Source organism: Kribbella sp. NBC_00382 (assembly GCF_036067295.1).
GTDB lineage: Bacteria > Actinomycetota > Actinomycetes > Propionibacteriales > Kribbellaceae > Kribbella.
On the sequence record NZ_CP107954.1, the window covers coordinates 331515 to 343657 of the forward strand.

At 67.8% G+C, this 12143-nt stretch carries 11 protein-coding genes; 1 reads left to right on the top strand and 10 read right to left on the bottom strand.

From position 1 onward, the window contains the following. Positions 1 to 8: 8 nt before the first annotated feature. The 7 genes from OHA70_RS01570 to OHA70_RS01600 form a co-directional block, all read right to left on the bottom strand. Entirely contained in the window at positions 9 to 1997 is a 1989-nt protein-coding gene (locus OHA70_RS01570; RefSeq protein WP_328327679.1) for a hypothetical protein, read from the bottom strand. Next, complete coding sequence (locus OHA70_RS01575; protein WP_328327681.1) at positions 1994 to 2626, bottom strand: PulJ/GspJ family protein; 633 nt, start codon at positions 2624 to 2626, stop codon at positions 1994 to 1996. The genes OHA70_RS01570 and OHA70_RS01575 overlap by 4 nt, the downstream gene beginning before the upstream one ends. After that, positions 2617 to 3060, bottom strand: a complete 444-nt coding sequence (locus tag OHA70_RS01580; protein WP_328327683.1) for a type II secretion system protein — start codon at positions 3058 to 3060, stop codon at positions 2617 to 2619. Before OHA70_RS01580 ends, OHA70_RS01575 begins: the two co-directional genes overlap by 10 nt. Then, the gene (locus OHA70_RS01585) at positions 3060 to 4265 is read right to left on the bottom strand and encodes a type II secretion system F family protein (protein WP_328327685.1); all 1206 of its coding nucleotides are present in this window, start codon (positions 4263 to 4265) and stop codon (positions 3060 to 3062) included. The genes OHA70_RS01580 and OHA70_RS01585 overlap by 1 nt, the downstream gene beginning before the upstream one ends. After that, a complete protein-coding gene (locus OHA70_RS01590) occupies positions 4262 to 5587 on the bottom strand; it encodes a GspE/PulE family protein (protein ID WP_328327687.1) in 1326 nt (441 codons plus the stop codon). The genes OHA70_RS01585 and OHA70_RS01590 overlap by 4 nt, the downstream gene beginning before the upstream one ends. Beyond that, on the bottom strand, positions 5584 to 6678 hold the full coding sequence (locus OHA70_RS01595) for a type IV pilus twitching motility protein PilT (protein ID WP_328327689.1): 1095 nt from the start codon (positions 6676 to 6678) through the stop codon (positions 5584 to 5586). Before OHA70_RS01595 ends, OHA70_RS01590 begins: the two co-directional genes overlap by 4 nt. Before the next feature lie 259 nt (positions 6679 to 6937). Next, positions 6938 to 7375, bottom strand: a complete 438-nt coding sequence (locus tag OHA70_RS01600; protein ID WP_328327691.1) for a type II secretion system protein — start codon at positions 7373 to 7375, stop codon at positions 6938 to 6940. Positions 7376 to 7847: 472 nt separating this feature from the next. On the opposite strand from OHA70_RS01600, the gene OHA70_RS01605 reads away from it, so the two are divergent. Beyond that, positions 7848 to 8129 carry a prepilin peptidase gene (locus tag OHA70_RS01605; protein WP_328335017.1) on the top strand — a complete coding sequence of 94 codons (282 nt, stop codon included), beginning with the start codon at positions 7848 to 7850 and terminating at the stop codon, positions 8127 to 8129. 63 nt (positions 8130 to 8192) lie between these two features. Here OHA70_RS01605 and OHA70_RS01610 read toward each other — a convergent pair whose 3' ends face one another. The 3 genes from OHA70_RS01610 to OHA70_RS01620 are packed head-to-tail and all read right to left on the bottom strand — an operon-like array spanning position 8193 to position 12082. Then, the gene (locus tag OHA70_RS01610; protein ID WP_328327693.1) at positions 8193 to 10004 is read right to left on the bottom strand and encodes a helix-turn-helix domain-containing protein; all 1812 of its coding nucleotides are present in this window, start codon (positions 10002 to 10004) and stop codon (positions 8193 to 8195) included. 22 nt (positions 10005 to 10026) lie between these two features. After that, complete coding sequence (locus tag OHA70_RS01615) at positions 10027 to 11331, bottom strand: MFS transporter (RefSeq protein ID WP_328327695.1); 1305 nt, start codon at positions 11329 to 11331, stop codon at positions 10027 to 10029. A gap of 16 nt (positions 11332 to 11347) precedes the next feature. Next, entirely contained in the window at positions 11348 to 12082 is a 735-nt protein-coding gene (locus OHA70_RS01620) for an SDR family NAD(P)-dependent oxidoreductase (protein ID WP_328327697.1), read from the bottom strand. Between the last annotated feature and the right edge of the window lie 61 nt (positions 12083 to 12143).

Genomic DNA, 12143 nt, shown 5'->3' on the forward strand with positions numbered 1-12143 from the left:
AACCCCCATCAGCCAGGCCGCCACCAGCCGAGCACGGTCACCTTCCGCCGCCCGGCATCGGGCGACGACGGATCGGCGTCGACGAGGCCGATCTTGGCTTGCAGTGCCGGTCGTCCGCCAGGCCCGCAGAGCAGCGCGCCCGGGCAGAGATAGACGGACAGGTGCAGCCCGAAGGTGAACCCGGGTGAAACGTCCGGCAAATCGATCGCCACACCACTGAGACTTCCCGTTATCGAAACCCGCAAAGCACGAATCACCACACCAGCTTCGACCAAAGGGCGATTTCCGCCGGCCGAGGTGAGATCCAGCGCGGCTTCCGGGGCGTAAACGGTGCCGTTGACGGCAACGTTGCCGGAGATCAGGGCACAGCCGTTCGTCGGATACGGGCCGTCCGTCACGCAGCCGTTTCCCTTACGGAATGAGGGTTCCCGGTAGTTGAGCTCGATCTGAATGGCATCGATGTCTTCGGTGTCGTCCTTGGTGGTGAGGCCGGCGGTGAGCGCGATCGAGGCGCTGGTGAACGTTCCGCCGTACACCGCGCGGGCCAGATCGCCGGTGCGGGAGGCGTCGAGTGGAATCGTTGTCACCCCGTACGCCGGTCCGCCCGGCCGACCGGTGACCGAGGCGGTGATCGGCGTGCCGGGGCCGATGTCGACCGAGAGGTCGAGCTTGTCGGTCGTGAGCGGGTCGCTGTGCCGGTGGGTGATCTTCAGGTCGGCGGATTCGAGCACGGAGCCGACTGGGATCGCACCGGCCTGGTTGTAGCCGCTCAAAGTGACACCGGCGCTCTCGTTCGCCACCGTGCTCTTCCAGCTGGCCGCGACACCATCCACTGCCCCCAGACGCGCTGGTGTCGCCGACAACCCAAACTTGCTGAGCAAGCTGACCGCCGTCGGCTTGAGCACATCGCTGCTGACAGTCTCCGCCCCACTGGTGAGCCCGTAGACGGCAACCGGCGGCTTGCTAGCTGAGTAGGTGCCGCAAAGCTCGGCCTTGCCACCGTCAACCGCCAGTCGACTATCCCCACCGAAGATGAACTGCACGCCCCCTCCAGCGGCCGCGCCGCCCGTCGGGGAGGCGCAGGCGCCGGGGATGGGAGCGGGGACCGGTGGGGCGGGGATGGCCGCCCCGGCTGGGTTTGTGGGGGTGCCTGCTACGAGGGTGCCCGCTGCCATCGTCCACGTGTCGGTGCCGGACAGGAGTGGGTTGGCGGTGTTGTGGAAGTCGAAGTAGTAGGCGCCTGGCTTGAACCACCAGGTGCTGTGGTGGCACGGGCTGGTGGTGGCCATCATCTTGCTCAGGGCGTCTGCGTCGTCGTAGTAGCCGGGGGTGAAGGTGACTAGGGAGTTGGGGGTGGTGCAAGGCGGTAGAGAGCGGTGGGCGGGGACGGTGGTGACCGCGGGGTCGTAGGCGGGTGCTGACTGGGTGGTGCCGCCTAGGCCGCAGAGGGGGGCCAGGACGCCGGCGGAGCACAGGCCTCGGGCTGAGAGGGTGCCGCTGGCTGACAGCGTGCCTGCGGTGACGTCGATGCTGGAGTTCGAGAAGACCTTGCCATGGATGCGGAAGGTCGAGCCGGCCGGCTGAGCCACGGAGATCGCTGCCTCCCCAGGGATGGTGCTGAGGGCGAGGATGGCGTTGTCCGGGCGGTTGCAGGCGGATGCCGTCTGGCACTGGACCACTGCTTGCTTGGGATCCGGCTGGCACGTCACAGCGACCGGGTTGAGGCCGTCGAAGGCCAGTAGCGACAGGGTGTCCGAGAGGCCGAAGCAGTGCTGGCCGGGCTCGCCGTTGTAGGTGCTGTTGCGGAGGTTGTTGATCGCCGCCTGCATGGCTCCGTCCGCCACGTACGACGAGGCTGCATCCTTCCGCAGGCTGTCGGTCACCTTCTGCGCCGCATCCGACCTCGTCAGGAGTGCGGACAACGCCAGTGCCACCACAGTGATCACGACGAGCACCATCAACAGCGACGACCCACGCTCGTCCCGAGCCCGGCTCATGACTGCCTCCGCAGGCCGCTCAACACGACCTGCTGTTCGCCACTGGACGGCTTGGTCGCTACGTACCGCAGCGTCACGGACAGCGGCGCGACTTCCGCAGTACACGGTGTTGAGCAGGTCACGGACACGCTGCCGGGTTTGACGCTCCCGGACAGCCGGACATCCGACGACGGGGTGCTAGAGCCGACACACCTCGCTCGGTGCAGCTCGAGCACCCCGTCGACGGGCTTGAGGTAGTACGCGACCACAGCGGTACGGCGTACTGGCGGGACGACTGACAGGTCCCAGTTGTCCGAGAGCAGGCGCAGGACCGAGACGGGGACCGGACCGCAGGTCGTGCCGCCGGCGTCGTCGGCCGCATCGAGCTGGATCGACGGCTTGAACGGCAGCGAACCCCCGCCGACCGCCGCACCGTAGTCCCGCAGGCCGTACGCCGCGACGTCCCGGGAGAAGTAGACCGCGCCGAGCTGCTCGTCCTGCGACACGTCGAGCCGATCGGACGTCGCGCTCATCTCCTTGAGCGCGCTGATGACCAGGTCGGACAGCGCGAGCCCGACCACGCCCATCAGCGCGATCGTGATCAGCAGCTCGACCAGGGTGAAGCCTCGCTCGTCACGCTTCAGGTGCACGGCGGATCATCCACCCCACAAGGCTTCCGGAGTACGACGTCCAGGTACTCCGACGCCCGTCCGTCCGTGCTGTCCACCTTGACTCGTAGCTTCTGGACGCCGCGATCGGGGAGGCAGAGGGGTAGCCACAAGGCGCCGGTCCAGTACAGGACGGATCCGGGGACGACCCGCGCGGTGAAGCCAGTCGGCGGCGCGAAGCCCGGTACCACGTACGACCCCGCGTTGGCGCAGGCAACATAGTGGCCATCAGCAACAAACTGCTGGAGCGCCTCGGCGTAGTTGCGCACCGTCGAAGCCGCGGTCGCCTCCTTGCGCTGGACGTCGGAGAGCAACACCGTCGTGGTCAGCCCGGACATCACCGCCACGATCGCCACCCCCATCAAGGCGATCGCCACCACCAACTCGAGCAGGCTCTCGCCCCGCTGCGAACGCATCAGCCCTGCACCTGCCGGAAGACGCCGTACATCGCCGAGACCAGGGCGATCGCGACGAACCCGACGACCAGGCCCATCACGATGATCACCAACGGCTCGAACAACCCGATCAGCTTCTTCAGCTTGTAGTCGAGCTCGCCCTCGTAGTACTGCGCAGTCACCTCCAACTGCCGATCCAGCGTCCCCGTCTCCTCCCCCACTCGCAGCATCTGAGCAGCGGTACCAGGGAACAACCCCGTCGACGCCAACGGCCGAGCCAGCCCTTCGCCGGCGAGCATCGATGCCATCACCCCGGCCAGCGCCCGCCGGAACACCCGGTTGGGCAGGGACCCGGTGGCGATCCGCAAAGCCTGCGGCAGCTGAACCCCAGCGGCCACCATCGACGAGAGAATGCGGCAGAACCGTTCCACCAAAGCGAAGCGAACCGTCGCCCCTACCACCGGCAACGCGAGGAACAGCCGATCGCGCAGATACCGGCCAGGCGGTGTGCTCAGCACGTAGACAAGAGTCAGGATGATCAACCCGGCGCCGATCATCAGCACCCACCAGAACTGGGTGAGAAAGTCCGTGATCCCCAGCAGGATCCGCGTCGGCAGCGGCAGCTCAGCACCCAGGCTGTTGAAGAACTCCTTGAACCGCGGCAGCACGAAGCCGGCCAGCACCACCATCGTCACCAGCGACATCCCGGCGACGACGGACGGATAGATCATCGCTTGCTTGATCCGCCGGCGCGCCTCCAGATCACGCTCGAGATACCGGGCGAGCTGCGCCAGTACGGTGTCGAGCCGGCCGCTCAGCTCGGCCGAGCGCAGAATCCCGCGGTAGTACTCCGGGAAGATCCGCGGATGCCGGTCGAAGCAGTCCGACAGCTTCTCGCCGTCGCGCAGCCCGTCCTCGACCTCGTACATCATCCGCCGGACGGTCAGGTTGCCCGACTCGCGCCCGAGCGTGTGCACCGACTCCGTCAACGGCATCCCGGCCGACACGAACGCGCCGAGCTGCCGGGTCAGGTGCATCACCTCCTCGCGTTTGACCCGCTTGGCGGTGAGCTCGATCTTCAGCAGCCCGGGCTTCTCGGTCAGCCGGATGTTGCGCAGTTCACGCTCGTAGAGGGCCAGCTCGGCGTCCTCCCGGGTGTCGGCGCGGGTCGTACCGCGCTTGGTCTTGCCGCTGGGTTCCATCGCGACGTAGGAGTACCGCGTCATTGCATCCCCACCGTGTAGATCGAGCGGACCACTTCGGCGACGGTCGTGACGCCGGCCTGGACCAGTCGCGCGCCCTCCTCCTGAAGTGTCCGCATCCCTTCGTAGCAAGCGGTTTTGCGGATCTCGGCGAGTGGCGCGCGCTCGACGACGAGCTCGCGGATCGTGTCGCTGACCGGCATCAGCTCGTACACCCCGGTACGTTCCAAGTAGCCGGTACCGGCGCACTGCTCGCACCCGGCGCCACGGACGAGCCCGCCGACCGGCACCCCGATCCCGGTACTCCGGAGAAACGCGACCTCGGGCGCGGGCGGTTCGTAGTACTCGCGGCAGTTGAGGCAGATCCGCCGAATCAGCCGCTGCGAAATCACCGCGCTCACCGACGACGCGACCAGGAACGTCTCGATCCCCATGTCCAGCAGGCGATGCAGCGCCGTCGCGGTATCGGTCGCGTGCACCGACGACAGCACGAAGTGCCCGGTCAGCGCGGACTGCACCGCGATCCGGGCCGTCTCGGCATCGCGCATCTCGCCGACCAGGATCACGTCGGGGTCCTGCCGCAGGATCGACTTCAGCCCGGCCGCGAAGGTGATCCCGGCGGCCTCGTTGATCTGGATCTGGTTGATCGAGGCGTAGGAGTATTCGACCGGATCCTCGATCGTCATGATGTTGCGCTCGGGGGTGTCGATCTCGCTCAGCGAGCCGTACAGCGTCGTCGTTTTGCCGCTCCCGGTCGGCCCGGCACAGATGACCATCCCGTACGGCGTACGCAGCAGCGTCGAGTACCGCTCGGCCAGATCCGGCGGCATCCCCAGCTGCTCCAGCCGGAACAGCGGCCGGCTCTTGTCGAGCAGACGCAGTACCGCCTTCTCACCACCGACCACGGCCGTGGTGGAGACGCGGATGTCGACGTCGCGCTCCTCGATCCGCATCCGGATCTGGCCGTCCTGGGAGCGGCGGCGCTCGATGATGTTGAGATCGGCAAGCACCTTGATCCGGCTGATGACGGCGGGCCCGATCGCGCCCGGCAGCTCGATCTTGTCCCGCAGCGCGCCGTCCACCCGGTACCTCACCCGCACCCGGTCGTCGTGCGGCTCGATGTGGATGTCGGAGGCGCGATCGCGCAGGCCCTGCGTGATGATCAGCTGGACCACTTGGACGACCGGCGCGTCCTCGTTCTCGACGGTGACGTCGTCCGGCGTCAGATGCCTTGCCTGGAACGCTTTCACCCGCTCGGCGATACCGGCGAGCGCACTGTCCTTCGGGTACTGGTTGTCTGCGGCCTGCTGCGCCAGTGGCGCGGTTCCCCGTCCGCGATGCTTCATGGTTTGAGTCCCACTCCTGTCCTCGGCCGGACTTCGAGTTCTTTGGGATACGCGCAGCGCGAGACGGCATCGGCGTACGAGATCTCGCCGGACTGGAGCAGCGCCGACAGCGACTGCTCGAGCGTGATCATGCCTTCGCGGCGCCCGGTGACGAGCGCGTTGCGCAGCTGGTGCGTCTTGCCCTCCTTGATCAGGTTGCGGATACCCGCGTTGGCGATCATCAGCTCGAACGCGGCGACCATGCCGCCACCCGTCCGCGGGATCAGGCGTTGGTACACGACCCCGCTCAGCGCGGCACTCAACTGCACCCGGACCTGGGACTGCTGCTCGGCCGGGAAGACGTCGATGATGCGGGCCAGCGACTGCGCGGTGTCGTTGGTGTGCAGGGTGGCGAAGACGAGGTGGCCGGTCTCGGCGATCGTCAGCGCGAACCGGATCGACTCCAGGTCGCGCATCTCGCCCACCAGCAGGACATCGGGGTCCTCGCGCAGGGCGGCGCGCAGGGCGTCTGGGAACGATGCCGTGTCACTACCCACTTCGCGCTGGTTGACCGCCGAGCGGCGGTGTTCGTGCACGTACTCGATCGGGTCCTCGATGGTGATGATGTGACAGGCCCGGTCGGTGTTGATCTGGTGGATCACCGCGGCGAGCGTCGTCGACTTGCCCGAACCGGTCGGGCCGGTGACCAGGACGAGCCCCTGGTGCAGCTGGGCGAACTTGCCGATCGCGGCCGGCAGGCCGAGCTCCGACATGGTCGGGATGCTGCGCGGAATGATGCGCAGGGCAAGGGCTGTGTCGCCGCGCTGGGTGAACGCGTTCGCGCGGATCCGGGCACTCTGCCGCCAGGAGAACGAGAAGTCGTGCTCGTACGTGGTCTGCCAGACGTTCGACCGGTGCGGGTTGAGCATCTCGGCCAGCAGGTTGTCGGTGTCGGTCCGGGTCAACGGGGTGCGGTCGGCGACCGGGCGCAGTACGCCGTGGACGCGCAACTGCGGCGCCATCCCCACTGTCAGAAGCAGGTCGGTGCCGCCGGCGTTCCAGAGTTCTTCGAGCAGCAGGTCCACCCGGCTGCCCGGCACGGGAACTTTCATCGGATCCCTTCAAATCGATACCGTCAGATCGATGGGGACCGCCCCTTCGAGAGATGCCTACCGGTTGCGAGGACAACCGGTAGGCCGATGGCGACCCGGTACGACGGGCCGTGTCGCCAGCTCTTCTCGGTGGTGCTGCTCGAGCTGCAGCTCGGGCCTGGGCGGTACTGCGGTAGCCCTCAGCGGATGGACCGGCCCTCCTCCGAGCCGGTCCACCCGCCGCCGCGCCGTGAGGTGCGCGGGAGGGGCGGAATATCGATCAGGTACAGGCGCCGGTCGCGGTGACGAGGCCGTTCACGCCAAGGGTGATCGCGTAGCCGGTGCCGGTCGGTTTGTCGCGAAGCAACTGGTCGACCCCGACCGTGAGCTGGAGCCAGCCGGGATCGCCGGCGGCCGGATAGACGCCGTTCTTGGCGTAGAACGCCTCGACGGCGACCTGCACGGTCTTCTTGTCGGTCTTGCATGCGGCAGCGTTGCCACGATCCTGGATCCCGCTGACGGCGAACACCACGATGCCGGACAGCACACCGAGGATGACGATCACGATCAGCAGCTCGATCAGGGTGAAGCCGGACTCGTTCTTCTTCCGTTGCGTCAGCTCTCGGGCACGGCGGTGGACGCGGCGGGTGGCTCGGTGGTTCGAGGCGCGGTGGACTGTTCGGGCGGCCGGGACGGCGGCCCGAAGGCGGTGTTCCATGGTGCTTTCCTTTGCAGATGCTCCGGCAGGCGACGGAGACAGGGTCTTCCAGGCGCGGCAACGCGCGACAGATCGACCGGCGTACCGAGAGTCCGACCCCTGGACCCTGGCGCGCGAAACCGACGCTGTTTCCCCCAGATGCCGTTTGCTGCCGCGTCAAACAATCGTCTCTGCGAGGCCCGCGTCACAGCGGGTGAACGCCCGACTTTCCTGGCCACTCACCCGACAGCGTGTCGGCCTTTCGGCCGACAGATAGAGGTCAGGCGAGCACCGACAAGCTCTGCTCGATCAGGCCGAGCCGCAGCGCGGACCTGATCGCCTGGGCACGATTGCAGACGCCGAGCTTCTCGTAGAGCCGCGCCAGCCCGTACCGGGTTAGCGTGTGCCCGTCGATGACGGCGAGGTCGGGAGAGGTGCTTTCAACCGCTCACCGGCCGCTCGTGTGACCCGCTGGCGAGGAGGTGGACCGGTGATGATCGTCGTGCTCGCCCTGCTGCTGGGGGTCGCCGTGGGCTCGTTCCTGAACGTCGTGATCCATCGGGTGCCACGCCACGAATCCATCGTCCGGCCGGCCTCACGCTGTCCGCACTGCGGTACTCCGATCCGCTCCCGGCACAACCTCCCGGTCGTCGGCTGGCTGATCCTGCGCGGCCGCTGCGCGGACTGCGGTACGCCGATCAGCGTCCGGTATCCCCTGGTGGAACTCGGTACCGGATTACTGTTCGCCGCGCTGGCCTGGCTTGGTACCCGGTGATCGTGAGGCCGGCGGTCAGGGCCTGTCCTGGGCGATTCGGATCATCCAGGCCGCGACCAGCTGCTAGGTGGGGTTGGGGAGGGTGGCTAGGAGGTGGAGGGCTACTTGGACGTTTAGGGCTTGGTCGGGGGCTTGCCAGCTTTGGGCTAGGAGGACTGTTACTCGGTCTAGGCGTTGCTGGACTGTGTTGGGGTGGACGTGGAGGGCTTCGGCGGCGCGGGTGGGGCTTTGGCCTGCGGCGAAGTATGCGCGGAGGGTGCCGATTAGGTCGGTACCGCGCTGTTGGTCGTACTCGATGACTTTGCCTAGTACGTGATTCACGTGAGTCGCCACGTCTACCTGGGCGGCACCGACTAGGCCTGCTAGGCCGAGGTCGTCGGGGGTTGCGGCCTGCCGGGTCCTGCCTAGGCGCAGCATCGTGGCGACTAGCCGAGCCGCCTCGCGGTGCACAGTGATGACGTCGCTTCCCCAGGCTGCGGGGCCGGTCACTGCGATGGTGACGCCCGTACGCCGGGCCGCCTCGTTCAACTCCTGCGCCACCTTCACGGCGTCGGAGTCGGCGATGAGTAGGACGAGGTCCCCGGCGTACGGGCCGACCAGTGCGAGCCGTTCCTCCAGTGGTGCTGTCAGGCGGGCCAGTACTCCGGAATGGTCGCCTCTGCAGACTGCGACGATCACCTGCTTCGGGAGCTCTTTTTGCTTGCCCAGCAGGCGAAAGCGGTCGGCTAGTGCTCGCGGGTCGGTGGCACCGCTGAGGGTGTCTGCGAGGATGTCTGCTTGAGCACGCTGGGACTGCTCGGCTGCCTGTCGACGGAAGAGTAGGACGAGTGCTGTGACCACCGCGGCACGCTCGACGATCCGCTGGTCGGCACCGGAGAGTTCGTCGACTCCCCCGATCACCAAGGCGCCCAGGCGCTCGCCTTTGGCAGTGGCAGCAACCACCCAGCAGTCGCCGGTCCGGGTCAGCCGCCCCGAAGCCGGCGACTCAGCCCAAGGCATCGGCCCACGCTTTAGCTGGCCACCAGCCAGAGGATCGCCGTCCAGCTTGCCGGCCCGGGCCAGTTCGTTGCCGGTGGCATCTACTAGGACGACCCAGACGGCCAGCAGTTCGGCTAGTGCGGCTGCGATGGCGTCGACGTCGCCGCCGGAGAGGACGATCTCGGCGAAGCGGTCGTGTGCGGCGGCTGCGTGCTCGACACCGGCGTGGGCGACCGAGAGCTGCTTGAGCGCGGCGGCGGTCTCCGCGGTGGCTCGGACCTGTACCAGCGTGACTGCGGCCAGGGCGGCGAGTGAGCCGAGCAGCGAGACCTCTTCGCGGCTGAACGGGCGGCGGGTGCGGTTGGACGCGAACAGTACGCCGACAAAGGCGCCGTCCACCGTCAGCGGCGTACCGAGGATGGCCACCAGCCCCTCCTCGCCGACCGCGTCATCGATCCGGGAGGTGTGCCTGAAGCGCTGGTCACCGGGGTAGTCCGCCGTCCAGTACGGCTTGTGCGTCTCCGCGACCAGCCCGCCGAGCCCCGCGCCGAGCGGCACCCGGAGCTGCTGGAAGGCGGCGGAGACAGACCCGTCGGTGGCTCGCATGTAGGTGTCGCCTTGCGCAGCGTCGTACAGGGTCAGGTACGCGACGTCGGTGCCGATCAGCGTACGCGCGCGGTGGACGATCGTGTCGAGTACGCCGCCGGGGTCGCGGGCGGAGGCGAGTTCGCGGGCGACGTCGACCAGCGCCGACAACTCCGTCTCGCGCTTCTTGCTCGCGTCCATCCCGGCACGGATCCGGAGCGCGAGATCGCGGGCGGCCTGGTTGGACCCAGCCGCCCGCGCGAGCTCGCTTCCCGGCGCATCATCGGCCAGCAGTCGTAGCAACTCCTCCATCAACGGATCATGTCACCGTCGGCTAGAGCGTGGTCAGATCGCGTTCGCGGGTCTCGCCGTAGCTGAGGACCGCGACGATCGAGATCACCGCGCAGACCGCGACGTACACGGAGATGGCGAAGCCGGAGTCGTAGGCCTTCAGCAGCGCGATCGCGATGAACGGCGCCAGCCCACCGGCGATGATGGAGGCCAGTTGGTAGCCGACCGACACCCCGGAGTACCGGACCCTGGTACCGAACAGCTCGGTGAAGAACGATGCCTGCGGCCCGTACATCGCGCCGTGCAGCACCAGCCCGATGGTGACCGCGAGGACCGCGAGCCCGAAGTTCTTCGTGTCCACCAGGGCGATGAAGACGAATCCCCAGACGCCGACCCCGATCGCGCCGAACAGGTAGACCGGCTTACGCCCGACCCGGTCCGAGAGCGCGCCCCACAACGGGATCGCGCAGAAGTGCACCGCGGCGGCGATCAGGACGGCGTTCAGCGCGAACGACTTGCCCAGGTGGAGATGCTCCTTCGCGTACGTCGCGATCACGATGGTGAAGATGTAGTAGCTGACGTTCTCCGCCATCCGCGCGCCCATCGCGGTCAGCACCTCGCGCGGGTACTTCGTGATCACCTCGACGAACGGCAGCTTGTCGGCCGGCTCCTGCTTGGTCCGCGCCTCCCGGAACACCGGGGACTCCTCGATCCGCAGCCGCACCCAGAGTCCGACCAGGACCAGTACCGCCGACAGCAGGAACGGGATCCGCCAGCCCCACTTGTCGAACGCAGCGTCGCTCTGGAAAGCCGCCAGCCCCGCCAGCACACCGTTGGCGATCAGCTGACCGGCCGGGGCACCCGCCTGCGGCCACGACGACCAGAACCCGCGCCGCTTGGGATCACCATGTTCGGAGACGATCAGTACCGCGCCACCCCACTCGCCGCCGAGCGCGAAGCCCTGGATGAGCCGCAGGACGGTGAGCAGCACCGGCGCCAGCGCTCCGACCTGCGCGTACGTCGGCAGCAGGCTGATCGCGAACGTCGCCGCACCCATCATCAGCAGCGACAGCACCAGCAGGTTCTTGCGGCCCAGCCGGTCGCCGAAGTGGCCGAACACGACGCCACCGATCGGCCGGGCGAAGAAGCCGACGGCGAAGGTGGCGAAGCTGAGCAGCGTACCGGTGAGCTGTTCGCCCTTGGGGAAGAACAGGTCGCCGAAGACGACGGACGCGGCGACGCCGTACAGGAAGAAGTCGTACCACTCCACGGTGGTACCGATCAGGCTGGCGCCGACGACCCGGGCGATAGGAGTCCTGGTCCTCGTAGGTTCGGTTGATGTTGCCATTGGGCGGGCTCCTTGTTTAGTGGGCGGTCCAGCCGCCGTCGAGGACCAGCGAGCTCCCCGTGAGTGAGGCCGAGGCGGGTCCACACAGGAGTGCGACCAGTTCAGCCACCTCTTCCGGCTCGATCAGGCGCTTCACGGCGACCGGTTCGAGCAGGACCTTGTCGAGTACTTCGGCCTCGGTCAGGCCATGGACGAGCGCCTGGTCGGCCAGTTGGGCGGTCACGAGTGGCGTACGGACGTACGCCGGATTGACGCAGTTGCTGGTGACGCCGTGCGGGGCGCCTTCGAGGGCGACCACCTTGCTGAGGCCTTCGAGCCCGTGCTTGGCCGCGACGTACGCCGCCTTGAACGGGCTGCCGCGGAGGCCGTGCACGGAGGAGATGTTGACGATCCGGCCCCAGCCGCGGCCGTACATGTGCGGCAGGGTCTGCCGGATCAGGCGGAACGGGGACTCCAGCATCAGGCGCAGCAGGTACCCGAATCGCTCGGGCGGGAACTGCTCGAGCGGCGCCACCTGCTGGATGCCGGCGCTGTTCACCAGGATGTCGATGTCGGTCGGCAGGCCTACCAGCCCGTCGAGGTCGGTCAGATCGGCGGTGATCGTCTCGATGCCTTCGGCGGCCAGTTTGCTCAGCGCCTCGGCGTCGTGGTCGACCGCGACGACCTGTACGCCGTCCGCGGCGAGGCGGTGGACGCAGGCGGCGCCGATGCCGGACGCGGCTCCGGTGACGAGGGCTCGACGGGTCTCCATGGCCGAGGACTCTAGAAATCCGCGCCGCCGCGCACTATGGCGTGACGTCACACAGTGCGGC